This is a genomic window from Mycobacterium sp. NGS54, assembly GCF_059812465.1.
Map to the genome: position 1 here is coordinate 713,299 of NZ_JCALCS010000002.1, position 26,839 is coordinate 740,137.

General features: G+C 70.5%; 25 protein-coding genes. 7 read left to right on the forward strand and 18 right to left on the reverse strand.

Annotated features, from left to right (window positions below; all coding sequences use genetic code 11):
* Positions 1-109 precede the first annotated feature (109 nt).
* Together clgR and pgsA are read right to left on the reverse strand one after the other, a co-directional pair.
* Entirely contained in the window at positions 110-448 is a 339-nt protein-coding gene (gene clgR, locus AC5Y5E_RS08140) for a transcriptional regulator ClgR (RefSeq protein ID WP_499902461.1), read from the reverse strand.
* 101 nt (positions 449-549) lie between these two features.
* Complete coding sequence (gene pgsA, locus AC5Y5E_RS08145) at positions 550-1,122, reverse strand: CDP-diacylglycerol--glycerol-3-phosphate 3-phosphatidyltransferase (RefSeq protein ID WP_499902636.1); 573 nt, start codon at positions 1,120-1,122, stop codon at positions 550-552.
* A gap of 83 nt (positions 1,123-1,205) precedes the next feature.
* Between pgsA and AC5Y5E_RS08150 the strand changes: the two genes are divergently transcribed.
* Complete coding sequence (locus AC5Y5E_RS08150; protein WP_499902462.1) at positions 1,206-1,724, forward strand: amino-acid N-acetyltransferase; 519 nt, start codon at positions 1,206-1,208, stop codon at positions 1,722-1,724.
* 3 nt (positions 1,725-1,727) lie between these two features.
* On the opposite strand, the gene AC5Y5E_RS08155 is transcribed toward AC5Y5E_RS08150, so the two are convergent.
* Entirely contained in the window at positions 1,728-4,223 is a 2,496-nt protein-coding gene (locus AC5Y5E_RS08155; protein WP_499902463.1) for a DNA translocase FtsK, read from the reverse strand.
* A gap of 157 nt (positions 4,224-4,380) precedes the next feature.
* Between AC5Y5E_RS08155 and AC5Y5E_RS08160 the strand changes: the two genes are divergently transcribed.
* From AC5Y5E_RS08160 to AC5Y5E_RS08170, 3 genes are read left to right on the forward strand one after another with little or no spacing between them, the layout of a single operon-like run.
* Entirely contained in the window at positions 4,381-4,695 is a 315-nt protein-coding gene (locus AC5Y5E_RS08160; RefSeq protein ID WP_499902464.1) for a putative quinol monooxygenase, read from the forward strand.
* Complete coding sequence (locus AC5Y5E_RS08165; protein ID WP_499902465.1) at positions 4,692-5,516, forward strand: mycofactocin-coupled SDR family oxidoreductase; 825 nt, start codon at positions 4,692-4,694, stop codon at positions 5,514-5,516. Before AC5Y5E_RS08160 ends, AC5Y5E_RS08165 begins: the two co-directional genes overlap by 4 nt.
* Positions 5,517-5,519: 3 nt before the next feature.
* A complete protein-coding gene (locus AC5Y5E_RS08170) occupies positions 5,520-6,392 on the forward strand; it encodes an SAM-dependent methyltransferase (protein WP_499902466.1) in 873 nt (290 codons plus the stop codon).
* Here AC5Y5E_RS08170 and AC5Y5E_RS08175 read toward each other — a convergent pair.
* The 9 genes from AC5Y5E_RS08175 to AC5Y5E_RS08215 all read right to left on the reverse strand — a co-directional run bounded on the left by AC5Y5E_RS08175 (position 6,389) and on the right by AC5Y5E_RS08215 (position 15,660).
* Positions 6,389-8,065: a ribonuclease J gene (locus tag AC5Y5E_RS08175; protein WP_499902467.1), complete on the reverse strand. Its 1,677-nt coding sequence runs from the start codon at positions 8,063-8,065 to the stop codon at positions 6,389-6,391. The genes AC5Y5E_RS08170 and AC5Y5E_RS08175 overlap by 4 nt on opposite strands.
* 7 nt (positions 8,066-8,072) lie before the next feature.
* The gene (gene dapA, locus AC5Y5E_RS08180) at positions 8,073-8,975 is read right to left on the reverse strand and encodes a 4-hydroxy-tetrahydrodipicolinate synthase (protein ID WP_499902468.1); all 903 of its coding nucleotides are present in this window, start codon (positions 8,973-8,975) and stop codon (positions 8,073-8,075) included.
* Positions 8,976-9,023: 48 nt separating this feature from the next.
* Positions 9,024-9,776 carry an FAD-dependent thymidylate synthase gene (gene thyX / locus AC5Y5E_RS08185; RefSeq protein ID WP_499902469.1) on the reverse strand — a complete coding sequence of 251 codons (753 nt, stop codon included), beginning with the start codon at positions 9,774-9,776 and terminating at the stop codon, positions 9,024-9,026.
* Between the two features lie 86 nt (positions 9,777-9,862).
* Positions 9,863-10,918 (reverse strand): restriction endonuclease subunit S, encoded by a 1,056-nt coding sequence (locus AC5Y5E_RS08190; protein WP_499902470.1) that lies wholly within the window; start codon positions 10,916-10,918, stop codon positions 9,863-9,865.
* Positions 10,918-12,267, reverse strand: a complete 1,350-nt coding sequence (locus AC5Y5E_RS08195) for an N-6 DNA methylase family protein (protein ID WP_499902471.1) — start codon at positions 12,265-12,267, stop codon at positions 10,918-10,920. The genes AC5Y5E_RS08190 and AC5Y5E_RS08195 overlap by 1 nt, the downstream gene beginning before the upstream one ends.
* On the reverse strand, positions 12,267-13,493 hold the full coding sequence (locus tag AC5Y5E_RS08200) for a winged helix-turn-helix domain-containing protein (protein WP_499902637.1): 1,227 nt from the start codon (positions 13,491-13,493) through the stop codon (positions 12,267-12,269). The genes AC5Y5E_RS08195 and AC5Y5E_RS08200 overlap by 1 nt, the downstream gene beginning before the upstream one ends.
* Before the next feature lie 59 nt (positions 13,494-13,552).
* The gene (locus AC5Y5E_RS08205) at positions 13,553-14,254 is read right to left on the reverse strand and encodes a cell division protein DivIVA (protein ID WP_499902638.1); all 702 of its coding nucleotides are present in this window, start codon (positions 14,252-14,254) and stop codon (positions 13,553-13,555) included.
* Between the two features lie 112 nt (positions 14,255-14,366).
* Positions 14,367-14,852, reverse strand: coding sequence for a dihydrofolate reductase (locus AC5Y5E_RS08210; protein WP_499902472.1), 486 nt, complete (start codon positions 14,850-14,852; stop codon positions 14,367-14,369).
* Positions 14,853-14,859: 7 nt separating this feature from the next.
* Positions 14,860-15,660, reverse strand: a complete 801-nt coding sequence (locus AC5Y5E_RS08215; RefSeq protein ID WP_499902473.1) for a thymidylate synthase — start codon at positions 15,658-15,660, stop codon at positions 14,860-14,862.
* Positions 15,661-15,702: 42 nt separating this feature from the next.
* Between AC5Y5E_RS08215 and AC5Y5E_RS08220 the strand changes: the two genes are divergently transcribed.
* Complete coding sequence (locus tag AC5Y5E_RS08220; protein ID WP_499902474.1) at positions 15,703-16,458, forward strand: dienelactone hydrolase family protein; 756 nt, start codon at positions 15,703-15,705, stop codon at positions 16,456-16,458.
* On the opposite strand, the gene AC5Y5E_RS08225 is transcribed toward AC5Y5E_RS08220, so the two are convergent.
* Entirely contained in the window at positions 16,447-17,691 is a 1,245-nt protein-coding gene (locus tag AC5Y5E_RS08225; RefSeq protein WP_499902475.1) for a glycosyltransferase, read from the reverse strand. The genes AC5Y5E_RS08220 and AC5Y5E_RS08225 overlap by 12 nt on opposite strands.
* A 572-nt stretch (positions 17,692-18,263) precedes the next feature.
* On the opposite strand from AC5Y5E_RS08225, the gene AC5Y5E_RS08230 reads away from it, so the two are divergent.
* Positions 18,264-18,659 (forward strand): PAS domain S-box protein, encoded by a 396-nt coding sequence (locus AC5Y5E_RS08230; RefSeq protein ID WP_499902476.1) that lies wholly within the window; start codon positions 18,264-18,266, stop codon positions 18,657-18,659.
* Here the strand turns inward: AC5Y5E_RS08230 and AC5Y5E_RS08235 are convergent.
* From AC5Y5E_RS08235 to AC5Y5E_RS08245, 3 genes are read right to left on the reverse strand one after another with little or no spacing between them, the layout of a single operon-like run.
* Positions 18,614-19,705 carry an acyl-CoA dehydrogenase family protein gene (locus tag AC5Y5E_RS08235; protein ID WP_499902477.1) on the reverse strand — a complete coding sequence of 364 codons (1,092 nt, stop codon included), beginning with the start codon at positions 19,703-19,705 and terminating at the stop codon, positions 18,614-18,616. The two genes, AC5Y5E_RS08230 and AC5Y5E_RS08235, sit on opposite strands and share 46 nt — an antisense overlap.
* Positions 19,702-20,895, reverse strand: a complete 1,194-nt coding sequence (locus AC5Y5E_RS08240; protein WP_499902478.1) for an acyl-CoA dehydrogenase family protein — start codon at positions 20,893-20,895, stop codon at positions 19,702-19,704. Before AC5Y5E_RS08240 ends, AC5Y5E_RS08235 begins: the two co-directional genes overlap by 4 nt.
* On the reverse strand, positions 20,892-21,659 hold the full coding sequence (locus AC5Y5E_RS08245; RefSeq protein ID WP_499902479.1) for an SDR family oxidoreductase: 768 nt from the start codon (positions 21,657-21,659) through the stop codon (positions 20,892-20,894). Before AC5Y5E_RS08245 ends, AC5Y5E_RS08240 begins: the two co-directional genes overlap by 4 nt.
* 99 nt (positions 21,660-21,758) lie before the next feature.
* On the opposite strand from AC5Y5E_RS08245, the gene AC5Y5E_RS08250 reads away from it, so the two are divergent.
* A complete protein-coding gene (locus AC5Y5E_RS08250) occupies positions 21,759-22,088 on the forward strand; it encodes a PE-PGRS family protein (RefSeq protein ID WP_499902480.1) in 330 nt (109 codons plus the stop codon).
* A gap of 12 nt (positions 22,089-22,100) precedes the next feature.
* Here AC5Y5E_RS08250 and AC5Y5E_RS08255 read toward each other — a convergent pair whose 3' ends face one another.
* Together AC5Y5E_RS08255 and AC5Y5E_RS08260 are read right to left on the reverse strand one after the other, a co-directional pair.
* Positions 22,101-25,307: a carboxyl transferase domain-containing protein gene (locus AC5Y5E_RS08255; RefSeq protein ID WP_499902481.1), complete on the reverse strand. Its 3,207-nt coding sequence runs from the start codon at positions 25,305-25,307 to the stop codon at positions 22,101-22,103.
* Positions 25,304-26,839 (reverse strand): class I adenylate-forming enzyme family protein, encoded by a 1,536-nt coding sequence (locus AC5Y5E_RS08260; protein ID WP_499902482.1) that lies wholly within the window; start codon positions 26,837-26,839, stop codon positions 25,304-25,306. The genes AC5Y5E_RS08255 and AC5Y5E_RS08260 overlap by 4 nt, the downstream gene beginning before the upstream one ends.

Genomic DNA, 26,839 nt, shown 5'->3' on the forward strand with positions numbered 1-26,839 from the left:
CCACCTTCGCTTCTCGTATGCCGGGCAAGCGCCCTGCCGCTCAATTTAGTGGGTCGGCGACGATCGCCCCACCCCTGACGCGGGATCGGCCCCCGTGGCGCGTTCGGGCCTAGGCCACGGCCAGCGAGGCCACCGGCGGAATGACGACCTTGGTGCTGGCGTCGATGGTGGCGCCGCTGGCGCCGGCGGTCGCCGCGCTGTAAGCCGCGCGTTCCTCGGTCGCCATCCGCTCCCCTGCCCCGGTCAGGACCGCCGACAGCGGGACTTCAAGGGCGTCGCAGATCGCGTTGAGTAGCTCGCTGGACGGCTCCTTGCGGCCGCGCTCCACCTCCGACAGGTATCCGAGGCTCACCCGCGCCGAATCAGACACCTCCCGCAGCGTGCGGCCCTGCGACGTCCTGGCCCGGCGCAACACGTCGCCGATGACCTCGCGCATCAATGGCGGCATCCCGCCCTCCTTCGTCCAGTCAGCCCTGCCCGGCACGAAAAAAGACCCATTCGGCAGGCGCTCATAAGGGTCAACGCGGGCAGGGGTGGCCTGGTTCCCGTTCAGCCGGTCGTCTCGCGAACTCGCCTGACGGTCCTGATCGTCCCGGCCACGTAGTCGATGCCGGTGACCACCGTGAGCACGATCGCGATGCCCATCACCACCGCCGCCGCCACCCGGAACGGCCCCGTCAGCGGGAGCACGAACAGGCCGATCGCCAGCGCCTGGACCACCGTCTTGAGCTTGCCGCCCCAGCTCGCCGGGATGACCCCGCGGCGGATCACGGCCAGCCGCAGCAGCGTGACCGCCACCTCGCGGGCCATGATCACCACCGTGACCCACCACGGCAGGTCGCCCAGCATCGACAGCGCGATCAGCGCCGACCCGATCAGGGCCTTGTCCGCGATCGGATCGACGAAGGCGCCGAACTCGGTCGCCATTCCGTAGTTGCGGGCCAGCAGGCCGTCGAACCGGTCGGTCAGGCAAGCGACCGCGAAAATCACGAAAGCGACTATGCGCCCGACGATTTGGTGGCCGTCCCCGGTGAACAACGCGAACAGGAAAATGGGAACCAGCACCAGCCGCAGCAGGGTCAGGACGTTGGCGAGGTTGGCGATGCGGGCACGGCCAGCCATTCCGGACGTTTCAGGCTGTGCCGACACGGCATAAGAATAGCGGTTGACCAGCGCGCCCTTCGCCGTTGCCGATACTGTTACCCGTGACCGAAAGCTCACGCGACCGCTTGCCCGTGGTCCGGCGCGCGCGAACGTCGGACGTTCCCGCCATCAAACACCTCGTCGACACCTACGCCGGGCGCATCCTGCTGGAAAAGAACCTGGTGACGCTCTACGAGGCCGTCCAGGAGTTCTGGGTCGCCGAAGACCCCGCCGGCAAGGTGGTCGGCTGCGGGGCGCTGCACGTGCTGTGGTCGGACCTCGGCGAGATCCGCACCGTCGCCGTGGACCCGGCGGTGACCGGCCAGGGCATCGGCCACGCGATCGTCGACCGGCTGCTCGAGGTCGCCCGCGAGCTGCAGCTGGAGCGGCTGTTCGTGCTGACCTTCGAGACCGAGTTCTTCGGCCGGCACGGCTTCACGGAGATCGAGGGCACGCCCGTCACCGCCGAGGTGTACGAGGAGATGTGCCGCTCCTACGACATCGGTGTCGCCGAGTTCCTGGACCTGAGCTACGTCAAACCCAACATCCTGGGCAACTCCCGGATGCTGCGGGTGCTTTGAGGGCTACTCGCCGGGGTCGCCGCCGTCGGCGTCGCTGCCTCCGCGAATCAACGCCAGCGTCCCGGCCAGCTCGTCGGGCTTGACGAGCACGTCGCGCGCCTTGGAGCCCTCGGACGGCCCGACGATGCCGCGGGTCTCCATCAGGTCCATCAGCCGGCCGGCCTTGGCGAAGCCGACGCGCAGCTTGCGCTGCAGCATCGAGGTGGAGCCGAACTGGCTGGACACCACGAGCTCGACGGCCTGCAGGAACAGGTCCATGTCGTCGCCGATGTCGGGGTCGACGTCGGTGCGCTCGCTGGTGGTCTTGGCGGTGGTGACACCCTCGGTGTATTCGGGTTCGGCCTGGTCCTTGCAGGCGCTGACGACGGCGTGGATCTCGTCGTCGGTGATGAAGGCGCCCTGCAGCCGGACCGTCTTGTTGGCGCCCATCGGCAGGAACAGGGCGTCGCCCATGCCGATCAGCTTCTCCGCGCCGGCCTGGTCCAGGATCACCCGGCTGTCGGTGAGCGACGACGTCGCGAACGCCAGCCGCGACGGCACGTTGGTTTTGATCAGGCCGGTGACGACGTCGACGGACGGGCGCTGGGTGGCCAGCACCAGGTGGATGCCCGCGGCGCGGGCCTTCTGGGTGATCCGCACGATGGCGTCCTCGACGTCGCGCGGCGCGGTCATCATCAGGTCGGCCAGCTCGTCGACGATCGCCACGACGTATGGGTAGGGCCGGTATTCGCGCTGGCTGCCGAGAGGGGCCGTGATCGCGCCGGAGCGCACCTTCGCGTTGAAGTCGTCGATGTGGCGCACCCGGGAGGCCTGCATGTCCTGGTAGCGCTGCTCCATCTCCTCGACCAGCCACGCCAGCGCGGCCGCCGCCTTCTTCGGCTGGGTGATGATCGGGGTGATCAGGTGCGGAATGCCTTCGTACGGCGTGAGTTCCACCATCTTCGGGTCGATCAGGATCATCCTGACCTCCTCGGGGGTGGCCCGGGTGAGCAGCGACACCAGCATGGAGTTCACGAAGCTGGACTTGCCGGATCCGGTGGAGCCGGCGACCAGCAGGTGCGGCATCTTGGCCAGGTTGGCCGAGATCATCTCGCCCTCGATGTCCTTGCCCAGCCCGATCACCAGCGGGTGATGGTCGCGCCGGGTGGACGGATCGGTGAGCACGTCGGCCAGCCGCACCATCTCCCGGTCGGTGTTGGGCACCTCGATGCCGACGGCGGACTTGCCGGGGATCGGGGCCAGCATCCGGACGCTCTCGGTGGCCACCGCGTAGGCGATGTTCTTCTGCAGCGCGGTGATCTTCTCCACCTTCACGCCGGGGCCCAGCTCGACCTCGTAGCGGGTGACGGTGGGTCCGCGGGTGCAGCCGGTGACCGCGGCGTCGACCTTGAACTGGTTGAGCACCTCGCTGATGGCGTCGGCCATCAGGTTGTTGGCGGCGCTGCGCTTCTTGGGCGGGTCGCCGGCGATCAGCAGGCTCAGCGCCGGCAGCGTGTACGGTCCCTCGACCACCCGGTCCACGACCAGCGGTTCCGGCTTCTTGGTGCGACGACGGCTTCGTCCGGGTTCCGGGATGGTGGGCGTGTCGTCCGCGATCGGCTCGTCGGCGGCGGCCGGCGCGGCGGCGGCCGACGGCCACGCCTGCGGCTCCGGTTCGGGGGACTCGTCGTAGTAGCCGTCGGAGAAGTCGTCGCGGGTCCGGTCGCTGTCGACCTCGTCGTCGAACTCGTCCGCGTAGTCGTAGGCGACGTCGTCGTCGCCGAGCAGCCGGCCGCCGAACATGCCGCGCACCACGTCGGGCACCTCGCGGATCGTGGTGCCGGTCAGCAACAGCAGCCCGAACATGAAGCCGATGAACAACAGCGGCGCGGCGATAAAGGGCGTCAGCCCGTCCGACAGCGGCCCGCCGATGGCGAAACCGATGAATCCCGCCGCGCGGCGGCGCAATTCGGGGTCTTCCGGCGAACCGGACCACAGGTGGCGCAGGCCGAGCGCCGAGAGGGCCAGCAGGCTGCCGCCCAGGATGAGCCGCGGCCGCGCGTCGGGGTTGGGCTGGGTCCGCATCAGCGTCACCGCCACCGCGGCGGCGACCACCGGCAGCGCCAGCACGCCCGAGCCGATGAAGGTCCGCAGCAGCGTGTCGACCCACGCGCCGACCGGCCGGGCGGCGTGGAACCAGGAGCTCGCGGCGACCACGACGGAGACGCCGAGCAGCACCAGCGCGATCCCGTCGCGGCGGTGTCCGGGATCGATGTCGCGGGCCCGCCCGATGGAGCGCGCCGCGCCGCCGGTGCCCCGGGCCGCCATCAGCCAGGTGGCGCGCATGGCGCGGCCGCAGGTCAGCCCCGTGGCCACCAGCAACGACTGATTGCGGCGTTTGGCGGGCCTGCTGGCCTTCTTGCGGGGCGCTGCCGGGCGCGCACTTCGTGACCTCCCCCGCGAAGTGGCCTTTGACCTGCTCGTTCGGGCTCCGGAGCGGGCGGCGGTCTTACTTGGCATGGGGCTCAGGGTAGTCGCAAATACCTCATCTACACCACCCGCCACACTGGTAACCGCCGCCCGGCCAGGGATGCATGGGATCGGTCGTGGGTAGGGTGGCTGGCGGTGACGTACGTCATGCCGTCACCCACCCCTCAAGCGCCCAGGAGGCCCGAGCATGCCCGTCGTCGTCGTCGCCACCATGACCGTCAAACCCGAATCGGTCGACACCGTCCGCGACATCCTGACCACCGCGGTCTCGGAAGTGCACGAGGAGCCCGGCTGCCAGCTCTACTCCCTGCACCAGGCCGGCGAGACCTTCGTCTTCGTCGAGCAGTGGGCCGACGACGAGGCCCTCAAGACGCACAGCACCGCCCCGGCGATCACCAAGTTGTTCGCGGCGGCCGGCGAGCACCTCGCCGGGGCGCCGGACATCAAGATGCTGCAGCCGGTCCCCGCGGGCGACCCGGAGAAGGGGCAGCTGCGCGCGTGAGTGGTCCCGGCCCGCTTCAAGGAAAAGTCGCGCTGATCACCGGGGCCGCCCGCGGCCAGGGCCGCGCGCACGCGGTCCGGCTGGGCTCCGAGGGCGCGGACATCATCGCCGTCGACCTGTGCGAGCAGATCGCCAGCGTGCCGTATCCCCTCGCCACCCCCGAGGACCTGGCGGCCACCGTCAAACTCGTCGAGGACACCGGCGCCCGCATCGTGGCCAAGCAGGCCGATGTCCGCGACCGGGAATCGCTTTCGGCCGCGGTGCGGGCCGGCATCGACGAGTTCGGCCGGCTGGACATCGTCGTGGCCAACGCCGGGATCGCGCCGATGGCATCCGGCGACGACGGCTGGCGCGACGTCATCGACGTCAACCTCACCGGCGTGTACAACACGATCAAGGTCGCGATACCGACCATGGTCAAACAGGGCGGCGGCGGGTCGATCGTGCTGATCAGTTCGGCCGCCGGGCTGGCCGGGGTGGGCAGTCCCGACGCCGGCTCCGTCGGCTATGCCGCCGCCAAGCACGGCGTGGTCGGGTTGATGCGGGTATACGCGAATCTGCTTGCGGGCCAAAACATCCGGGTGAACTCGATCCACCCGACCGGCGTCGAAACCCCGATGATCAACAACGAGTTCACCCGGGAGTGGCTCGCCAAGATGGCCGCCCAGACCGACCAGCCGCGCAGCCTGGGCAACGCGCTGCCGGTGGAAGTGCTGCAGGCCGAGGACATCGCCAACGCGGTGGCGTGGCTGGTCTCCGACCAGGCCCGCTACATCACCGGCGTCACGCTGCCCGTCGATGCGGGCTTCTTGAACAAGTAGCCCATGGCGCGAAATCCCGCGGCGCAGACGGCGTTCGGCCCGATGGTGTTGGCCGCCGTCGAGCACAACGAGCCGCCCGGGCGTCGCCTGGTGGACGACGACCTCGCGGAACTGTTCCTGCCGGGCCCGTTGCGACTGCTCGCCGGCACCACGCGGTGGGGTCCGGCGCGCCGGCTGATGATCCGCGGGTCGGAGTTCACCGGCCCCGGGCTATGGGCGAATCTGGCCTGCCGCAAGCGCTTCATCGACGACAAGATCTCGGGGGCGCGCGACGATATCGACGCCGTGGGGATCCTCGGGGCCGGGCTGGACACGCTGGCCTACCGGCTGTCCCGGCGGGCCCGCATCCCGGTCTTCGAGGTGGACCTGCCGGTCAACATCGCGCGCAAGGCCAAGACGGTGCGTCGGGCGCTCGGCGAGCCGCCGCTGTCGGTTCGGTTGGTGGCGCTGGACTTCGAGCGCGACGACCTGCTCACCTCGTTGGCCGAGCACGGCTACCGCACCGATTACCGGGCCTTCTTCGTCTGGGAGGGCGTCACCCAGTACCTCACCGAGGACGGGGTCCGGCGAACCCTGGAGGGGCTGCGCGCCGCCGCGCCGGGCAGCCGGCTCGTGTTCACCTATGTCCGGCGGGACTTCATCGACGGCCGCAACCGGTACGGCACCCGCACGCTGTACCGCAACGTCCGCGAGCGTCACCAGCTGTGGCACTTCGGCCTGGAGCCCGACGAGGTCGCCGGGTTCATCGGCGAATACGGCTGGCGGCTGGTGGAGCAGGCCGGTCCCGACGAGCTGGTGGCGCGCTACGTGCGGCCCGCCGGGCGCGAGCTCGGGGCCTCGCAGCTGGAATGGTCGGCGTACGCGGAGAAGCTTTAGACCTCGATGACCGTCGGCACGATCATCGGCTGGCGGCGGTAGGTCTCGCCGACCCACTTGCCGACCGTGCGGCGCACGCCCTGGGCGATGCGAACCGGGTCGGTCACGTTGTCGGCGGCCAGCGCCTCCAGCTCCGCCTCGACCTTGCGCACCGCGGGCTCGAGCGCCTTGGGGTCTTCGGAGAAGCCGCGCGAAAGCAGTTGCGGCACAGCGGCGAGACGCCCGGTGCCGCGCTGCACCACCACGATCACCGCGACGAACCCCGACGACAGGATGAGCCGCTCGCCCAGGGTGATGTCGCCGACGTCGCCGGTGATCAACCCGTCGACGAACATCTTGCCCACCGGCACGGCGCCGGAGATCGTGGCCTTGCCGGCCATCAGGTCGACGCTGACGCCGTTCTCCGCCAACAGGATCGAGTCCTCGGGCACCCCTGCGCGCGCCGCCAGCTTGGCGTTGGCGCGCAGCATCCGCCAGGTGCCGTGCACCGGCATCACGTTGCGCGGCCGCACGCCGTTGTAGAGGAAGAGCAGCTCGCCCGAGTACGCGTGACCGGAAACATGAACGCGCACTTGCTGGTTGGTGACGACGCGGGCGCCGATCTTGGCCAGCTCGTCGATGACGCCGTACACCGCCTCCTCGTTACCGGGAATCAGCGACGACGACAGGATCACCAGGTCCTCGGACGTCAGGGTGATGCTGCGGTGCTCGCCGCGCGACATCCGGGACAGCGCCGACATCGGTTCGCCCTGGGTGCCGGTGGTGATCAGCACCACCCGCTCGGGCGCCATCATCTCGGCGGCGGAGATGTCGATCAGGTCGGAATCGTCCACGCGCAGGAAACCCAGCTCGCGGGCGATGCCCATGTTGCGCACCATCGAGCGCCCGACGAACGACACCCGCCGGCCCAAAGCCACTGCGGCGTCGATGATCTGCTGCACCCGGTCCACGTTGGAGGCGAAGCACGCCACGATCACCCGGCCGTCGGCGCCCCGGATCAGCCGGTGCAGCGTCGGGCCCACCTCGCTCTCCGAGGGGCCGACACCCGGGATCTCCGAGTTCGTCGAGTCGCACAGGAACAGGTCCACGCCCGCGTCGCCCAGCCGGGACATACCGGGCAGGTCGGTGGGCCGGCCGTCGAGCGGCAGCTGGTCGAGCTTGATGTCGCCGGTGTGCAGCACGGTCCCGGCGCCGGTGTGCACGGCGATGGCCAGGGCGTCGGGGATGGAGTGGTTGACGGCGAAGTATTGGCACTGGAATACGCCGTGCGTGCTGCGCTGCCCCTCGCTGACCTCGACGAAGACCGGCTTGATGCGGTGCTCGCGGCATTTGGCGGCGACCAGCGCCAGGGTGAACTTCGAACCGACGACCGGGATGTCGGGGCGCAGCCTGAGCAGGAACGGGATCGCCCCGATGTGGTCCTCGTGCGCGTGGGTGAGCACCAGCGCCTCGATGTCCTCGAGGCGGTCCTCGATGTGGCGCAGGTCGGGCAGGATCAGGTCGACGCCGGGCTCGTCGTGGGTGGGGAACATCACCCCGCAGTCGATGATCAGCAGCCGGCCCAGGTGCTCGAAAACCGTCATGTTGCGGCCGATTTCGCTGATGCCGCCCAATGCGGTGACCCGCAACCCGCCCGGAGCCAGGGGACCCGGTGGGGCGAGTTCCTCGTTCACGTCCGATTCACCTGAGCACCGAGGCCGCGCGCATGTCGGCGGCCAGCGCCGCGATCTGGTCCGCCGTGGCCGGCATCTGCGGCAGCCGGGGATCACCGACGTCGATGCCCTGCAGGCGCAGACCCGCCTTGGACATGGTCACCCCGCCGAGGCGGGCCATGGCGTTGCACAGCGGGGCGAGGCCAACGTTGATCTTGCGGGCGGTCGCCATGTCGCCGGAGCCGAAGGCGGACAACAACTCCCGCAGCTGTCCGGCGGCCACGTGCGAGATCACGCTGATGAAGCCGGTGGCGCCCATGGCCAGCCACGGCAGGTTCAGCGCGTCGTCGCCGGAGTAGTAGGCCAGCCCGGTTTCGGCGATGATCTGGCCGCCGCTGTGCAGGTCGGCCTTGGCGTCCTTGATCCCGACGATGTTCGGATGCGAGGCCAGCGCGTGGATGGTCTCGGTCTGGATCGGTATCACCGAGCGGGGCGGGATGTCGTAGAGCAGCACCGGAAGCTCGGTCGCGTCGGCGACAGCGGTGAAGTGCGCGATCAGCCCGCTCTGCGGCGGCTTCGAGTAGTACGGCGTGACGACCAGTAACGCGTGGGCGCCCTCGGCCGCGCAGGCCTTGGCCAGCCGGACGCTGTGAGCCGTGTCATAGGTGCCGGCGCCGGCGACGACGCGGGCCCGGTCGCCCACCGCCTCCAGCACGACGCGCAACAGCTCGAGTTTCTCGTCGTCGGTGGTGGTCGGCGACTCGCCGGTGGTCCCGGAGACCACCAGGCCGTCGCACCCCGCGTCCACCAGGTGGTTTGCCAGCTGCGCGGCGGCGGCGGTGTCCAGGGCGCCGTCGGCGGCGAACGGCGTCACCATCGCGGTCAGCAGCGTTCCCAACCGGGCGGGGGCGTCGAATCCGACGGTGCTCACGGTCTTCAGGTTACCTGGCGGTACCAAACGCAATTAGCCGCCGCGCGGTCAGGCCTCGGTCGCGAGCGGGCTGGTGGCGACCTCGGTGCCGTCGGCCAGGGTGGAGACCTCGAAGTCGGCGAACACCGCGGGCGCCACCCCGACCAGCTGGCGCAGGCACTCGATGGCCAGGCGCCGGATTTCCACGTCGGCGTGCTCGCTGGCGCGCATGGCGATGAAGTGCCGCCACGCGCGATAGTTGCCGGTCACGACGATGCGGGTCTCGGTGGCGTTGGGCAGCACCGCCCGGGCGGCCTGGCGCGCCTGCTTGCGGCGCAGGATCGCGCTGGGCTGGTCGGCGAACTTGGCCTCCAACTTGGCCAGCAGCTCGGCGTAGGTGGCGCGGCTGGCGTCGGCGGCGGCGGTCAGGATCTGCTGCAGTTCGGGGTCGTCGTCCATGCCCGGCGGGACGACGACGCGCGATTCCCCCTCCGGCACATAGCGTTGCGACAGCTGCGAGTAGGAAAAGTGCCGGTGCCGGATCAGCTCGTGGGTGCAGGATCGCGAGATGCCGGTGATGTAGAACGACACGCTGGCGTGCTCGAGCACCGAAAAGTGCCCGACGTCGATGATGTGCCCGATGTAGCCCGCGTTGGTGGCCGTCTTGGGGTTGGGCTTCGACCAGCTCTGATAGCAGGCTCGGCCGGCGAATTCGGTGAGCGCGGGGCCGCCGTCCGCGTCGGTGGTCCAGGGCACGTCCGGCGGCGCCAGGAACTCCGTCTTGGCGATCAGTTGCACGCGCAGCGGCGCGGTCTCGGCCACGGCGCCCACCTTATCGCTGGGCGCGCCGGGTCTGCGCTCAGCGCGTGTTTTGGGCCCGATCGGGCGCGCTGAGCACAGTTTCGGCGCTAGAGCGGGGCAATCGCGAGCTCGCCCGATATCAGCAGCGGCAGCAGGGCGTCGCGGAACGCGGCCAACCGCACGGATTCCGTGCGGCGCGCGTGACACAGCGCGCCAAGGCCGGTGATCGTTCCAGCAGCCGCGGGCGCCAGGCGCCGGACGTCGCGGACCGGCACTTGGAGCAGCTCGCTCGGTTGGACGCGCTGGTGGCTGCCCGACGTCCCGGCGGCCCGCCGCTGCAACGTCGCGATGACGTCGGGTTGCCGCAGCACAGCCCACAGCGCCGACGTGTCGACGCCGACGGGCCGCAGCACGACGAACTCCGTGCTGGCCAAAGCCATTTGCCAGGGCAGGGCCGGCACGTTCCAGACGCGCGGAATCCGGGGGTTCAGCTTCGCGACCAAGACGCACGGCTCCGCCAGGACGAGCTTGGCGCTCTTCACGCATTCCCCGGCGACGAGCCGGGGTTTCGCGCCGTCGTCGAACGCCGGCAGGCTGAAGTGGGCGACCACGTCGTCGAACGCGGGCGGGCCGAGTGATTCCGTCGACCGGCCGGCCAGGTCGGCGAGCGGCACGCGTTCGCCGACCGATTCCACGGTGGCGAGCATCAGGCCTTCGGCGGCGGCGATCACGCGTTCGTTGGCGGCGATCTTGTCGTCGACGGCGCCGAGCAGCCCGGCGATCCGGCGGCGCTGCGGCGCCGCGACGGTCGAGACGGGCACCTCACGCAGGATCGTCTGGTTGAGCAGCGGCTGTCCCGATCCGGCCCGGCGCCCGTTGAGGCCGCAGGTGTGCAGCGCGTAATACCAATACCGCGTCTCCGCCGGGTCCTTGGCCCGGCACACCAGCGCGTTGTCGGTGACCCAGACGTCGGAATCGCAGTACCGCAGGCTGCCGCAATACGATCCGACGCGCCCGAGCACGATCAGCGGACCGGCCGCATTGCATTGCGCCGCATAGCCGATCACCCCGTTGGCGCCGTACACGCGGAAGCGGCCGTGCGGGGTTCGGGCCGGCGCGCTGGTCCCGTTGCTGAAGTCGAGGTGGTCGCCCAGCGTCGCCATCACCGCAGGCGCCCCAACTGCTCGCGCACCACCCGCTCCAGCCGCGCGGACTCGTCGAGCGCCGCCACCAGGTCGCCGGTCAGCCGGGCGATCCTGGCGTCGAGCGGCTCCGCGTCCTCGTCGGCCGCGGGCGCGCCCACGTAGCGTCCCGGCGTCAGCGCGTAGCCCGCGGCCCGGACGTCGTCCAGCGACGCCGACTTGCAGAAACCCGGAATATCTTGGTAGGCAAGACCTTTGGCGGCGGCGGATTCCGATCCGCACCACGCGTGGTAGGTGTCGCCGATGCGGACGATCTCGTCGTCGGTCAGCACGCGCTCGGTGCGGTCCACCAGGTAGCCGAGGCCGCGGGCGTCGATGAACAGCACCTGGCCTGCGCGGTCGGCCTTGTCGAGCGCGAAGAACCACAGGCACACCGGAATTCCGGTGCTGCGGAACAGCTGCGCGGGCAGCGCCACCATGCACGACACCAGGTCCGCCTGGACGATCCGCGCCCGAATGTCGCCCTCCCCGAGCGTGTTCGACGACATCGAGCCGTTGGCCATCACCACGCCGGCCTTCCCCCCGGGGGCCAGCTTGGACAGGATGTGCTGGATCCAGGCGTAGTTCGCGTTGGTGGCGGGCGGAACGCCGAAGCGCCAGCGCGGGTCCCGTTCGTCACGGGCCCAATCCTTGATGTTGAACGGTGGATTGGCCATCACGTAGTCCATCTGCACGCCGGCGTGCTGGTCACGAACGAACGTGTCGCCCCGGGCGAGGCCCGCGTCGTCGATGCCGTGCACGGCGAGGTTCATCTTGGCCATCCGCCAGGTCTGCTCGATGCTCTCCTGGCCGTAGACGGCGACTTTCGCGGGATCGCCGTCGTGCTCGGCGACGAATTGCTCGGTGCGCACGAACATTCCGCCCGAACCGCAGCACGGGTCGTACACCCGGCCGCTGGACGGTTCGAGCACCTCGACGATCAGCCGCACCACGCTGGGCGGGGTGAAGAATTCGCCGCCGCGCTTCCCCTCCGAGCGGGCGAAGTTGCCCAGGAAGTATTCGTACACATCGCCCGGCAGGTCCCGCGCGGGCCGGCCGTCCCGCGCGCGGTCGAGCAGGCCCACCAGTTCCCCGAGCCGGCGCGGGTCGAGGTCTGCGTAGCGCCGCGCCAGCCCCGCGGCCTCCATCGCGTCGTCGGCGAGCCGGCCGATGTCCGGGGATTTCGCGTTGTCCACCAGGGAGCGCCACTGCGAGCCGGCGACGTGCTGCAGGAACACCAGGCCCAGGATCACGTCCTTGTACTCGCCGGCCGAGACCGACCCGCGCAGTTTTTCGGCGGCCTTCCAGAGCGTGTCCTTGAGCGCCTTCATCAGCCGGCCCGCTTGGCCGCCGCGCGCAGTTCGCCCGCCAGGTCGCCGCGGCCGGAAACGCTGACCCCGCCCAGCCCCAACCAGGACGCCATCGCTGCCAGTTCGCCGGCCAGCGCGTCAGCGACCGCGGCGCGAGGCGCGTCGGGCTCGGCGAACGCGCCCAGCACCCGCAGGGAGTCGGTGGCCCGGTCGGCCTTGAGGTCGACGCGCGCCACCAGCCGGCCGTCCATCAGCAGCGGCCACACGTAGTAGCCGTACCGGCGTTTGGCGGCCGGGGTGTAGATCTCGATGCGGTAATGGAAGTTGAACAGCCGCTCGACGCGGGGCCGAAAGAAGATCAACGGGTCGAACGGGCACAACAGCGCGGTGCCGCGGTCGGAGCGCGGCACCGTCCGGCCCGCCCGCAGGTACGCCGGGGCGGACCAGCCGTCGACGTCGACCCGCTCGATCTCGCCGGCGGCCAGCAGGTCGGCGATCGCGGGCTTGACCTGCTGCGCCGACAGCCGGAAGTAGTCGCGGATGTCGGCCTCGGTGCCCACCCCCAGCGCGCCGGCCGCCCGCAGCGTGAGCTCGCGGACGGCCTCGTCGTCGTCGACCTCGCGGGCCAGCACGCGGTGCGGCAGCACCCGCTCCACCAGGTCGTAGTGGCGGGCGAAGCCCACCCGGGTGGCGGTGGTGAGCGCGCCGGCGGCGAACAGCGCCTCGGCGACCCACTTGGTGTCGCTGCGGGTCCACCAGGTTCCCTTTTTCCGGCGCGGCTCGGCCGCCAGATGCGCCTCGATCTGCCCGGCGGTGCTGGGCCCAAGCTCGGCGACCGCGGCGAGGATGTCCTCGGCGAGTTGGGGATTGGCCTTGACGATGTGGGTGCCCCAGCGGCCGTGGGTGTATTGGCGCATGCGCCAGCGCAGCAGCGGCCAGTCGTCGACGGCCATCAGCGCGGCCTCGTGGGCCCAGTACTCTACGAGCAGCCGCGGCGAGCGCGCCGAATGCGACCAGGCGGCGCGGTCCAGCACGTCGCGGTCGTAGGGCCCGAGCCGGCTGAACACCGGCGCGTAGTGGGCGCGCACCGCCACCGACACCGAATCCAGTTGCAGCACTTGGATTCTCGAGATCAGGCTCTTCAGCTGCGTGCGGGTGACCGGGCCGCTGGGCCGCGGCTCGCTAAACCCTTGTGCCGCAACGGCTAAGCGCCGAGCCTGGGCGGCGGTCAGCTTGCGTTTCCCGATCGGCACGGCGCCGAGAATACCGCGTTTTGGCCACCCTTCGCGGCACCGCTAGCGGGCGTTTACCGCGCGCCGACCTTCTCGCCCAGCGGCACGACGACGCTCGCCTCCGGCAGATCCTTCTGTTCTTGGTGGGCCGCCGCCAGAGCCGCGGGGACGGGCTCCAGATCGCGGTAGACCCGCTCCAGTTGCTCCAGGATCTTGATTCGCTGCTGGCTGGCCTCGTCCGCGGACCGACGGGCCTGCTCGCGATAGTGATCGGCCTCCCGCCGGGCATCGCGCCAGGCCTGCTCGATCGCGCGTTCGGTTTCGTCACGCATGCCGGCCAGTTCGGCCTCGAGCTTCTTCTTCTTTTCGTCGTACTCCGCCTCGAGGGCTTCGCGCCGCGCGGTCAGCTGCGCCATCCGCTCCTCGTGCTCCCGGCGGGAAGCCTCGGCCTCGGCCTCCGCCGACGCGATCAGCGCGTCCGCCTCGGCCCGCGCCTCGGCCTGCAGCTGGGAAACCTCGTCGACCGTGCGCCGCAGCATGTTGGCCATCCGCAGTTGCACCGCGTGGGGCGAGGGCGAGGTGTCGGTGAGGACGGCGACCTCCTTGCGCAGTGCCGCCGCTTCGTCGCCGGCCTGCGTCAGCCGCGCCTCCAGGCTCCTGACGTCGTTGAGCAGCAGCTGCTGCTTGGCGGTCAGCGCCTCGATGGACGCGTCAACCGCCGCCGAATCGTAGCCCCTGAACACACGCGGAAACGTCTTCGCGGGTTCGGTTATCACTGAAAATCCCCCCTTGCTGGACATGCTTTTTCCTAGACCCGTGAGACCGACCCCGAGTACCGAGTATGTCAGGCTCGGCCTGTCACGCGGGCGGCGCCGCCGGCGTGACCCCTCACAGACGACGGTACGTGTGAAACCGGTAGCGCAGCCCCGTGCGGCTGACCTGCCAGTCCCCCGTCACGCCCAACCACGACTCGTCGAGCACCGGGGCCAGCGCGTCGCCGTCGTCGCGCGGCAGGTCGATTTCGACCTCGGTGACCTCGCAGCGGTCGGCCAGCGGCAGCCCGAGCAAATAGATCTGCTCGCCGCCGATCACCCACGCCACCGGCTCGGTGAGCGCCGCCTCCAGCGAATCGAGCACCTCGGCTCCTTCGGCAACGTAATCGGGCCGCCGGGACAGGACGACGTTTCGCCGGCCCGGCAGGGGCCGCACCCGCGCCGGCAGCGACTCCCAGGTCCGACGGCCCATCACCACCGTGTGGCCCATGGTCACCTCTTTGAAGCGGGCCAGGTCCTCGGGCACCCGCCATGGGATGTCCCCGCCGCGCCCGATGACGCCGGACGTCGACTGAGCCCAGACCAGGCCGACGCGTGTCATACGCGCGTCATACCGCGACGGGAGCTTTGATCGCCGGATGCGGATCGTAGTTCTTCACGACGACGTCTTCGAAGGTGTAGTCGAAGATCGAATCCCTATGCGCCAGGGCGAGTTCCGGGTAGGGCCGCGGCTCGCGACCGAGCTGGGTCCGCACCTGTTCGACGTGGTTGTCGTAGATGTGGCAGTCGCCCCCGGTCCACACGAACTCGCCGACCCCGAGGCCGGCCTGGGCGGCCATCATGTGGGTGAGCAGTGCGTAGCTGGCGATGTTGAACGGGACCCCGAGGAACAGGTCGGCGCTGCGCTGGTAGAGCTGGCAGCTCAGCCGCCCGTCGGCCACATAGAACTGGAAGAACGCGTGGCACGGCGGCAGCGCCATCCGCGGGATTTCGCCCACGTTCCACGCCGAGACGATGATGCGCCGGGAATCCGGGTCGCTGCGCAGCAATTCCAGTGCCGCGCTGATCTGGTCGACGTGCTCGCCGGTCGGCGTCGGCCAGGACCGCCACTGCACGCCGTAGATGGGCCCGAGATCGCCTGTCTCGCTTGCCCATTCGTCCCAGATGGTGACGCCGTGCTCCTGCAGCCAGGCGACGTTGGAGTCGCCGCGCAAGAACCACAGCAGCTCGTAGACCACCGATTTGAAGTGCACCTTCTTGGTGGTCAGCAGCGGAAATCCGGCCGACAGGTCATAGCGGATCTGTTGGCCGAACAGGCTGCGGGTGCCGGTGCCGGTGCGATCGGACTTGGCCGCGCCCCGCTCGAGCACCACGCGCAGCAGGTCCTCGTAGGGGGTGGCGATCGGCACGCGGCCAATCTACCTCGCGGGACGGGGAGTAGAACGGATCCCATGCCGAAGATCACCGACAGCGTCAGCACCCCCGACGGCTCCTGCCCGGTCGGACTGTTCACCCCCGAGGGCCCCGATGGCCAGGGGCCCGGTCCCTGGCCAGGAATTGTCATGTACTGCGACGCCGGCGGCGTGCGAGACACTTTCGACGAGATGGCCGCCAAGCTCGCCGGATTCGGCTACGCGGTCTTGCTTCCCGACGTGTACTACCGCAGCGGCGACTGGGCCCCATTCGACATGGCCACCGTCTTCACCGACGAGCAGGAACGCAGGCGCCTTTTCGGGATGATCGGCGGCATCACGCCGGACAAGATGGCCGCCGACGCCGGCGCGTTCTTCGACTACCTGGCCGGCCGTCCCGAGGTATCCGGGGACCGGTTCGGCGTGTGCGGATACTGCATGGGCGGGCGGACGTCGTTGGTGGTGGCCGGCCGCCTGCCGGACCGCGTCGCCGCCGCCGCCTCCTTCCACGGCGGCGGGCTGGTGACCGACGGCGCGGACAGCCCGCACCTGCTGGCCGACCAAATGACCGCGACGGTGTATGTGGGCGGCGCCGAAAACGACGCATCCTTCACCGCCGATCACGCCGAGCAGCTCGACAAGGCGCTGACGGCGGCGGGCGTGGCCCACACCATCGAGTGGTATTCGGCCGCCCACGGGTTCGCGGTCCCGGACAACCCTCCGTACGACCCCGCCGCCGCCGAGCGGCACTGGGCGGCGATGACGGAGGTCTTCGGATCGGCGCTACCGCGATAGGCTGGCGGCCCCTTCCCGGCTGATCGTCTCCAGCAGCAGGGTCGCCGCCACCGCGGCCCCGTCGGTGCGGATCGTGCGGGCCACGGCGCCCGCTCGCGCGCGGACCTCGGGCGCCAGCACCGGCTCGAGCGCCGCCGACAGCGACTCGGCGGTGGGCACCGTTCCCACGTGCGCGGTGCCGATGCCCAGTTCGCCCACCCGTTGGGCCCAATACAACTGGTCGGCGCCCTGCGGCACCACCAACTGAGGGGCGCCCGCGCCGGCGGCCGTGGTCGTGGTGCCCGCGCCGCCGTGGTGCACGACGGCCGCCACGCGCCCGAACAGCGATTGCTGATTGACCTCGCCGACGGCAAAGCAGTCGTCCCCGTCGTCGATCGGTGCCAGGCCCGCCCAGCCCCGGGCGACCACCGCGCGCCGGCCCTGCGCGCGGATCGCCTCGACGGCGGCAAGCGCGATGTCCGCCGGGCCGCGCAGGGGCATGCTGCCGAAGCCCACGTACACCGGCGGCGTGCCGGCGTCCAGGAACTCGACCAGCTCGGCCGGGAGCGGGCGGGTGTCCCGCAGCATCCACGCGCCGGTGTGGACGACGTCGAGGTCCGTCGGCTCCTGCCACGGCCCGAGCGTCGGGTCCGCCGCCAGCCACGGGCGGTCGGTGAGGGCGTGGCCACGGACGTCGCGCACCGGGGGCAGGCCGGCCGCGGCCCGGTGCCGGTTGAGTGTCGGGCCGAAAAGCGCATTCACGTTCTGGGCGTCCAGGTCCCACAGCGTCCGGTGGTCGACCGCGCCCGGCGGCAGCGGCCAGTTCCAGAACGAGGGCGGCCGGTGGTGCGGTGACGGCAGGTTGGTCGGGTGATAGCTCGCGTAAACGTAATGGATGCCCAGCTTTTCGGCCGCCGACCGGGCGCCGGCCGCGGCCGGCAGCAGGCCCGCGGCCACCAGCGCATCACACCCCTGGGCCGCGCCCGCGACGGTGTCGAACTGCGCGGCGATCAACTCGTCGAAGTGCCGCCGCAGGTACGCCTCGGGCACGGGCCCGGCCGCGCACGTCATGGCGCGCACCGATTCACCGAACGCCACCAGCGGCACGCCGAAACCGGCCGCCCGCTCGGCGAACTCGTCGTCGGGCGGCGCGCAGATGCGGACCTCGGCGCCGAGTGCCCGCAGTTGCACCGCGAGGCCCAGCAGCGGCTCGACGCCCCCGCGCGAGTCGTATGTCGACAGCAACACACGCATTCGCTATCCCCATTTCCGCCGGCGGTGACTCGGGAACCGATTGTGCAGCAGCGCCGGACACGGCGAGCCAAACATATGCGCGGGAGGTCTTTGCCGAGCGAAAACATATCTTCGATCGCCCTGAACATAACCCGCCTCGAGCCTCGGCGAGCGCGGAGGCCGGAGTTAGCGATGTCCCCGGCAGGACAGTTGCTGCCGCACCGCGGCGACGATGCCGTGCCCGTCAACGACGTTAGCGAAGGCGAGCTAGAGAGTTTGCTGGATTGACACTATTCCTCATGCACTGACGGATCCGTGGGAACTGCAGCTAATAAATTGCACCAGCAAAACTCCGTCGATAGCTGGTAACCAACGCATTAATTAATTGTGCATGTGACTAATAGCTAATACCGCCAGCGAAATGTAGACAACTAGTGGGGCTTACCATACTATTTGCTGTCAACGCGTTTGGCGTCAGAGCGACGACGGGAGGGTCCATGCTCGCGGAGATTCCCCCAGCCGCCGGCCTTCCACGCAGAGAGCGCCGACGCCCGAGGCCGCCCGGGCAATTGCCGATCGACGAACTTCATCGGATGCCGGCGTTGGTCGTGCTGGACCGGCTACCGGCTCCGGCCCTGGCGGTCGACCGCATGGGGGCCATCCTGTTCGCCAACAGCTCGTTCTGCGACATGGTGGGCTACGCGCCCGACGAACTCGCGTCGATGATCTTCGAAGACGTCTTCTACCGCCTACCGGCCGACGACCACTGGGTCGCGCTGGTCGGCACGGGAGCCAAGCGACTCGTCGAATTGCGGCACCGGGACGGACACTCGGTGTGGGCCAGCATGAGCAAGTCGGCGATGCGCCGCCGCGACGACACCGTCGCGCTGGTCACCTTTCACGACCGCACCGAGGAGCTGTGGCTCACCAGCGATGGCCGGAGTCACGACGACGGCAGGTTCACCAACTTCGCCAACAGGGCGCGGTGACGATACGCCGTGCCGAGCGCCAACTGATCGCTCTTGGCGCGCTTGAGATATAGGTGCGCCGGATACTCCCAGGTCATTCCGATGCCGCCGTGCAGCTGCACGCACTCCTCGGCGGCGTGCACGGCGACGCCGCTGCAGTAGGCCTGCGCGAGCGAGGCTGCGGTGGCGGCGTCGTCATCGCCGCTGGCGCACGTGTCGGCGGCGTGCCTCGCCACCGCCGTCGCCGTGCCGACCTCGAACCAGAGGTCCGCCAGCCGGTGCTTGATCGCCTGGTAGGACCCGATCGCGCGGCCGAACTGCTTGCGCTGCTTGACATACGCCAGCGTGGTGTCGAAACACCACTGGGCCACGCCGTGTTGTTCGGACGCGAGCAGCGCCGCCCCGCTCGCAAGCGCTTCGGCCACCGCGGCGTCCGCCGGCCCGAGCCGTGACGACGTGGCGCCCGAAAAGCGCACGCTCGCGAGCGGTCTCGTCATGTCCAGGGCCAGCACCGGCGAAACCTCCACGCCCGCCGCGGTGCGCGGCACGGTGTGCAGCTCGAGCCCGTCGGAACCGGCCGCCGGCACCACCAGCACGTCGGCCTCGGCGGCGCCCGCGACGCTGCCGACCAGCCCGGTCAGGCCGTCGCCGCCGACGCTCACGCCCGCCACCGGATCGCCCGGCGCGGTGGACAGCGGCACCACCAGCGCCGCGGTGTGCTCGCCGCGGGCCAGCGCCGCCACCGTCTTGGTGTCGCCGGCGCGCAGCAGCGCGACGGTGGCGAGCACCGCGCTGGACAGGAACGGCACCGGCGCCACCGCGCGCCCGATCTCCTCCATGACGACGGCGGCCTCGCGCGCCGACGCGCCGGCGCCGCCCAGGGATTCGGGCACCAGCAGTCCGGCCACGCCGAGGTCGGTGGCCAGCGTCCGCCAGAGGTCCGAAAAGTCTTGTGGCACCGGGTCGTACGCTTTGGCCACCGATTCGGGCGGGCAGCGGTCGGCGAACAGGTGACGAACGCTGTCGCGCAACGCCTCCTCGGTGTCGGAATACAGGAGATCGCTCACCGCGGCAGGTCCTTCCACGCGACGTCCTTGTCCACCCGGTGTTCGCCCGGCAGGCCGAGGATTCGTTCGGAGATGGTGTTGCGCAGGATTTCCGACGTGCCGCCCTCGATCGAGTTGCCCCGCGCCCGCAAGTACCGGTATCCGGGCTCGCGGCCGACCAGGTCCACCGTCTCCGGTCGGCGCATGGTCCAGTCGTCGTAGCGCAGGCCCGCCTCGCCGTGCAGCTCGATCTCGAACCCCGAGATCGCCTGGGCAAGCCGGGCGAAGGCCACCTTCATGCCCGCGCCCTCCGGTCCGGGCTGCCCGGTGCTGGCCTGCTGGCGCGACCGCTCACCCGTCAGCCGCAGGGCCTCGGCGTCGACCCACAGCCGCATCAGCTCGTCGTGCATGGCGGCGTTGCGCAGCGCCGGCTCGTGCCGCCAGGCCGCGGTGACCTTGCCGATGTGACCGCCCTCCCGCGGCATCCCGGCGCGCGTGCCGATGGCGACCCGCTCGTTGTTGAGCGTGGTGGTGGCGACGCGCCAGCCGCCGCCCTCCGGGCCGAGCCGATTCGCGTCCGGCACCCGCACGTCGGTGAGGAAGACCTCGTTGAACTCCGCCTCGCCGGTGATCTGGCGCAGCGGCCGGATATCGACTCCGGGTTGGGTCACGTCGCACAGGAAGTACGTCAGGCCGGCGTGTTTGGGCACCGACGGGTCGGTGCGTGCGACCAGGATGGCCATGTCCGCGTGCTGTGCCTGCGACGTCCACACCTTCTGTCCGTTGACGATCCAGTCGTCCCCGTCGCGGACCGCACGGGTGGACACCCCGGCCAGGTCCGAGCCCGCGCCGGGCTCGCTGAACAGCTGGCAGTAGATCTGTTCGCCGGTGAACAACGGGCGCAGGAACTTTCGTTTCTGTTCGTCGGTCCCGAACGCCGCGATCGTCGGCGCCGCCATGCCCATGCCGATGTAGTTCTTGACGGTGCCGCCCACCGGCGCACCGGCGGCGGCAAGCCGCGCGTCGACCAGCTGCTGCGCGTCGCGCGGCAGGCCCAGGCCGCCGAAACCCTGCGGCAGGTGGACCCAGGCCAGGCCCGCGTCGTACTGCGCGCCAAGGAATTCCCGTGGTTCGGTGGTGGCCGGGTCGTGCTCGTCGAGCAGCGCCTGGACCCGCGCCGTCAGGTCCGCCGTGACGTCGGTGGTGCTCATTGGGCCTGGTATCCCTGGGCGGGGCCGAGCAGCAGTCCGCCGTCGATCACCATCGTCTCGCCGGTGATCCAGCTCGCCGCGTCCGAGACCAGGAAGGCGACGGCGCCCGCCACGTCGGCCGGCTCGCCGATGCGCCCGAGCGCGATCGTCGCGGCCAGCGGATCCTCGTGGTCCTTCCACAGCGCCTCGGCCAGCCTGGTGCGCACCACACCGGGCGCGATGGCGTTGACCCGGACGCGCGGCGAAAGTTCCAGCGCCAGTTGCTTGGTCACGTGGATCAACGCGGCCTTGGTGGCGTTGTACATGCCCATCGCCGGGGATTGGTGCAGCCCGCCGATCGAGGCGGTGTTGACGATCGACCCGCCGTGCTCCCCCATCCACGCCTTGACCACGAGCGAGGTCCACAGCAGCGGCGCCCACAGGTTGACGTCGAAGATCTTGGTGAAGCGGGCGTGGTCCTGCTCGATCAGCGGACCGTACGCCGGATTCGTTCCTGCGTTGTTGACCAGGATGTCGACCCGGCCGAAGCGCTCGCACGTGAGGTCGACGCAGCGCCGCGCGGCGTCCTCGTCGACGGCGTGCGCGCCGACGCCGACGGCCTTCTCGCCGACCTGCGCCGCGGCCTCGTCGGCCGCCTCCTGCTTGCGGGCGGTGAGCACCACGTCGGCGCCGGCGGCGGCCAGGTGTTGGGCGATCGCCAGCCCGATTCCGCGCGAGGCGCCGGTGATGATCGCGGTCCGTCCGGTCAAATCCAGTGAGGTCATCGTGTGCCTTCTGTCGGCTGCGTCAATAATTTTCGTCAGCGATGTTTTGTACACGTGTGCACGTGGTATGCGAGTCGCATGTTAGCGAAACTAACTCTCATGAAACCACTGGTCGTGGCCGGGGCGGTCGCCGCGGCGATCGCCGCCGCACCGGCGGCCTCCGCCGACGCTTTTGCCGCTGGTCCGGCCGCGAATGCTCCGGTCCAGACGCACGTCGTCTTCAAGGACGACCCGGGCGGCGGCGGCTGCGACGCCAACGGCAATTGCGGGTCGGGCGGCCAGAACCAGGGGCCCGGCGGCGGACCCGGCGGGCAGGGTTGCGTGCCGGGCGTCGGTTGCGGCTCGGGCGGCCAGTTCGCCGGCCCCGGCGGCGTGCCGGGCGGCACCGGATGCCTGCCGGGCGTCGGCTGCGGCTCCGGCCACGGATAACCCCTAGGACCCTCAGCCTCCCGGCAGCCTGGTGATCCAGGCCCGGGAGTCTGCCGGGTCGATGACGTCGTCGAGCTCGAACGTGGTGGCCGACCTCAGCGCTTTGCCGTGTTGGTAGGCCGCCGCGACGAGCTTGTCGAACAGCTGCTGTCGTTGTAGTGGGTCCGGCTGGGCCGCGAGCTCCTTGCTGAACCCGAGCCGCACGGCCCCTTCCAGCCCCATGCCGCCGATCTCACCGGTCGGCCAGGCCACGGTGAACTGCGGCGCGCGGAAGGAACCACCGGCCATCGCCATCGCGCCCAGCCCATATCCCTTGCGCAGGATGATCATTCCCAGTGGCACGGTCAATCTCGCGCCCAGCACGAACATCCGGCCGAAGCGGCGCACCGCGGCCTCCTTCTCCGCGTCGGGCCCGACCATGAATCCGGGGGTGTCGCACAGCGAGATCACCGGCAGCCGGAACGACTCGCACAGCGTGAGGAAGTCGCCCGCCTTGTCGGCCGCTTCCGCGTCGATCGCGCCGCCGAGGTGATGCGTGCTGTTGGCGATCAGCCCGTATGCCACCCCCTCGACGCGAACCAGCGCGGTGACGATCCCGACGCCGTAGTCGGGGCGCAGCTCCAGCGCGGAGCCCACGTCTACGATCGACTCGATCGCGCGGTGCACGTCGTAGGCGCGTAATCGGTTCTCCGGGACCACATGTCGGGCCAGCCGCGGATCCGGCGCCGCCCATTCCTGGTTACGGCCCTGGAAGTAGGACAGGTACCGCTTGGCCAGTACGACGGCGTGCGCCTCGTCGCGGGCGACCACGCTGACCACGCCGTTGTGCCGCTGCACGTCGATCGGGCCGATCGCCTCCGGCCGATACACCCCGAGGCCGCCGCCCTCGATCATGGCCGGGCCGCCCATCCCGATGTTGGCGTCGGGGGTCGCGATGATCACGTCGCACACCCCGGCCAGCGCGGCGTTGCCGGCGAAGCAGCGCCCGGAGACGACCGACACCAGCGGCACCCGCCCGCTCAGCGCGGCCAGCATCCGGAAGGTCGGCACGTCCAGCCCGGCGGCGCCGCCGACATCGGTGTCGCCGGGCCGACCCCCGCCGCCCTCGGCAAACAGCACCACCGGCAGGCGTTTTCGGGTGGCCAGCTCGAAGACCCGGTCGGTCTTGGCGTGATTGCGCATGCCCTGCGTACCGGCGAGCACCGTGTAGTCGTACGACACCACGACCGCCTCGGCGCCCCCGATCCTGGCCAGGCCGGCGACGAGCCCGTCGGCCGGTGTGTTGGCGATCAGGTCCTCCTCGGAGCGCCGGCTGCGTTGCGCGGCGATGGCCAGCGCACCGTATTCGACGAAGGTGCCCGGGTCGACCAGGTCGGCGATGTTCTCGCGGGCGGTGCGCCGGCCGCGCGCGTGCCGCTTGGCGACGGCCGCGTCGCGGCCCTCGTCGCGGGTGAGCAGGTGCCGGTGGTTGACCTCGTCGAGGTCGGCGCGGAACCGGTCGAGATCGAGTGCGGCCGAAAAGGATTCGCTGTCAGCCTCGGTGTCCGTGCGGGTGAAGACCAGCAGCGGATCGCCGGTTCCGACGACCTGGCCCGGCGCCACCAGGTTCCGGACCGTCCGCAACGCGTCGGGTGCGGCGAGCACATGTTGCATCTTCATCGCCTCGAGGACGACGAGCGGGGCGCCGGCGCCGAAGGCCTCCCCCTCCGCGGCCACCTCCACGATCGTGCCGGCGAGTTGGGCGCGCAGGGCTTCCTCGCCGGGGTAGAGCTCGACCGGCGCGGCGCGGACGTCCTGCGGGTGGGACAGCGCGGCGGCGGCCAGTTCGGGAAGCCTCTCGTCGAGGAAGTCCGTCGTCACCCAGCCGGACTGGATCGCGCTGTCGCTCAACAGCTCTTGCAGGAACCCGATGTTGGTGCGCACGCCCTCGACGCCGAATTCACCCAGGGCGGTGCGGGCCTTGCGCACCGCCGCCGGCCACGACGTTCCGCGCACGTGGGTGATGACCTTGGCCAGCAGCGAGTCGTAGCGCGGGCTGGTGACCAGGCCCGCCCGGCCGTAGGTGTCGACGCGCACCCCGGGGCCGCTCGGCGGCGAGAACACCGTCAACGTGCCCGCCGCGGGCATCACCGAGCCGTCGGCGGCGAAGGTCTCCATGTTGACCCGCGCCTGGATCGCGATGCCGCGGCGGGCGGCCGGCTCGCCGATCACTTCGCTTCCGTCCGAGGCGACTCCGGCCGGGAGCCCGAGTTCGTAGTACGACGCGCCGCCGGCGATGGCCAGCTGAACGGCCACCAGGTCCACCCCGGTGGTTTCCTCGGTCACCGGGTGCTCGACCTGGATGCGCGGGTTGACCTCGAGGAAGACGAACTGGTCACCGGCGACCAGGAATTCGACGGTGGCAACCCCGCGCAGGCCCACCCGGGCGCACAGCCGGACGGCGGCCTGGTGCAGGGAGCGCCGCCGCGCGTCCGAAAGCCCTTGGGCCGGCGCGATTTCGAGCAGCTTCTGGTAGCGCCGCTGGATGCTGCAGTCGCGGTCGCCGAGGGCCAGCGCGCGCGTCTGGTGCCCGGCCACCGCGCCCACGACCTGCACCTCGATGTGCCGCGCGGCGTCGAGGACGGCCTCGGCGAACAGCGCGGGATCGGCGAAGCCGAGTTGCGCTTCCGCGGCGCACTGTTGGTAGGCGTGCTCGATCTCGTCGGCGCTACGCACCTTCCGCATTCCCCGGCCACCGCCGCCGGCGAGGGCCTTGATCATGACGGCGCCGTCCCGCTCGGCGAAGAATGCCTTGACGTCCTCGACGCTGCTGGGTCCGTCGGTGGCGGGCAGCACCGGCACGCCGGCGGCGGTCGCGGCGGCGCGGGCCGACGACTTGTCGCCGACCAGCTCGAGCACGTCGGCGCCCGGTCCGACGAACGTGTATCCGGCGGCCGAACAGGCGCGCGCGAATTCGGCGTTCTCGGACAGGAACCCGTAACCCGGGTGGATCAGCTCGGCGCCGGACTGCTTGGCCGCCGCGAGCAGTTCGGCCTGATTGAGGTAGGCCGCCGGCCCGGCGCCCGGCAGGCCGATCGCCTCGTCGGCCGCGTGCACGTGGGGGCTCTCGGCGTCGTCTTCGGCGTAGACCGCTACCGTCCGGATGCCCAGTTCCGTTGCCGTGCGGATGATCCGAAGGGCGATCTCGCCGCGGTTGGCGATCAGCAGGGCGGAGCTCATCGGAGCGGGTCGCCCCATTCCACCTCGCCGCGCAGCTTGCCTTTGAGCAGTTTGCCGCCGGCGTTGCGGGGCAGCGCTTCGGCTACCACGGTGACGTATTGCGGGATCTTGTAGTCGGCCAGCCGGCCGCGGCAGTGTTCGAGCACGGCGCGCACGTCGATCCCGCCCTCGCCGGAGAAGAGGACGGCGCCGACCTTCTCGCCCATCACGTCGTCGGGCACCGCCAGCACACAGGCGTCGGCGACGTTGGGCGCCGACAACAGCGCCGCCTCGACCTCGACGCTGGAGACGTTCTCGCCGCCCCGGTTGATGATGTCCTTGAGCCGATCGACGATGTGCACCCGCCCGGCGTCATCGACGCGAACGACGTCGCCGGTGTGCAGCCAGCCGTCCGCGAACGTGCCCCTGTCGGCCTCCGGGCGATTCCAGTAGCCCGCGGTGACGTTGGCGCCGCGCGTGACCAACTCGCCGACGCCGGGCTCGTCACCGCCGAACGGGACCAGGCCGAGGTCCACCGAGGGCACGGCGTACCCCACGGAGTCGGCGTGCTCGACGGCGTCGCGGTCCGGCAGGACGGTCATCAGCGACGCGGTCTCGGTCATGCCGTACCCGTTGAACACGGTGGCGTGGGGGAACGCCTCCTTCACCGCTCCCACCAACGACGGCGCGATGGGTGCGCCCCCGTAGCCGACCCAGCGCACACCGGACACGTCGGCGTCGGCAAAGGCCTTGTGCCGCAACATCAGGGCGTAGATCGCCGGCACGGTCACCATGACGGAGATGCGTTCGGCGGCCAGCGTCGCAATCAATTCGTCGAGGTTGAGCGCGGGCATGATCACCGACGCGCCCCCGAGCCGGGCGGCGGCCAAAAGCTGTGAGTTGCAGCCGGTTACATGGAACAGCGGCACCGAGATGAGCGTGCGCATTCCCTCGCCGAGGTCTCTCGGCTGGTCGAGGCAGCGGATCGCGTTCTCGGTGTTGGTGACGAACGCCTCGTGGGTGGTCGGCACGCCCTTCGGGTGGCCGGTGGTGCCCGAGGTGTAGAACAGCGCGGCGATATCCGTGTGGCCGAGGCCGTGGGTCACGTGGGGGTTGCCGTCGGGCAGTGGCGCGTGCGGCGCGAGATCGATCCGGGCGCCCGAGTCGGACCGGACGAATTCGACCTCGGGTTGCGCGGAGCGCGTATTGACCGCGACCACAACGCCACCGGCCATCACGGTGCCCCAGAACGCGAGCACCCAATCGATGCCGGCCGGGTAACGCACCGCGACGCGATCGCCCGGGCTCAGGCCGTCCGCCCGCAGCCCGCCGGCCACCCGCGCCGCGCGGTCCCACAGCTGCCGGTAGGTCAATCGGCCGGCGCCGAGTTCGACGACGGCCTCGCTGTTCGGGCGGTTGTCGACCTGTTCGGCGAGCATGTCCAGCAGGGTGGCGGGCAGGCGTTCGTAGCGCGGGATACCGTCGGCGCCGCGGGACACGCCGGTCGTCGGGAATGGGTTGTGCGTGCGCGGAATTTCGATCACTGGAGGCAT

Bases quoted from the DNA above. Each gene is read 5' to 3' on its own strand.
- AC5Y5E_RS08260 (WP_499902482.1), bottom strand. From the start codon at position 26,839: ATGCCTCCAGTGATCGAAATTCCGCGCACGCACAACCCATTCCCGACG.
- pgsA (WP_499902636.1), bottom strand. From the start codon at position 1,122: ATGGCTGGCCGTGCCCGCATCGCCAACCTCGCCAACGTCCTGACCCTG.
- AC5Y5E_RS08190 (WP_499902470.1), bottom strand. From the start codon at position 10,918: ATGGCGACGCTGGGCGACCACCTCGACTTCAGCAACGGGACCAGCGCG.
- AC5Y5E_RS08220 (WP_499902474.1), top strand. From the start codon at position 15,703: ATGCCGAAGATCACCGACAGCGTCAGCACCCCCGACGGCTCCTGCCCG.
- AC5Y5E_RS08210 (WP_499902472.1), bottom strand. From the start codon at position 14,852: ATGACACGCGTCGGCCTGGTCTGGGCTCAGTCGACGTCCGGCGTCATC.
- AC5Y5E_RS08245 (WP_499902479.1), bottom strand. From the start codon at position 21,659: ATGACCTCACTGGATTTGACCGGACGGACCGCGATCATCACCGGCGCC.
- AC5Y5E_RS08170 (WP_499902466.1), top strand. From the start codon at position 5,520: ATGGCGCGAAATCCCGCGGCGCAGACGGCGTTCGGCCCGATGGTGTTG.
- AC5Y5E_RS08225 (WP_499902475.1), bottom strand. From the start codon at position 17,691: ATGCGTGTGTTGCTGTCGACATACGACTCGCGCGGGGGCGTCGAGCCG.
- AC5Y5E_RS08155 (WP_499902463.1), bottom strand. From the start codon at position 4,223: ATGCCAAGTAAGACCGCCGCCCGCTCCGGAGCCCGAACGAGCAGGTCA.
- clgR (WP_499902461.1), bottom strand. From the start codon at position 448: ATGCCGCCATTGATGCGCGAGGTCATCGGCGACGTGTTGCGCCGGGCC.
- AC5Y5E_RS08230 (WP_499902476.1), top strand. From the start codon at position 18,264: ATGCCGGCGTTGGTCGTGCTGGACCGGCTACCGGCTCCGGCCCTGGCG.
- AC5Y5E_RS08250 (WP_499902480.1), top strand. From the start codon at position 21,759: ATGAAACCACTGGTCGTGGCCGGGGCGGTCGCCGCGGCGATCGCCGCC.
- AC5Y5E_RS08240 (WP_499902478.1), bottom strand. From the start codon at position 20,895: ATGAGCACCACCGACGTCACGGCGGACCTGACGGCGCGGGTCCAGGCG.
- AC5Y5E_RS08255 (WP_499902481.1), bottom strand. From the start codon at position 25,307: ATGAGCTCCGCCCTGCTGATCGCCAACCGCGGCGAGATCGCCCTTCGG.
- AC5Y5E_RS08195 (WP_499902471.1), bottom strand. From the start codon at position 12,267: ATGAAGGCGCTCAAGGACACGCTCTGGAAGGCCGCCGAAAAACTGCGC.
- AC5Y5E_RS08160 (WP_499902464.1), top strand. From the start codon at position 4,381: ATGCCCGTCGTCGTCGTCGCCACCATGACCGTCAAACCCGAATCGGTC.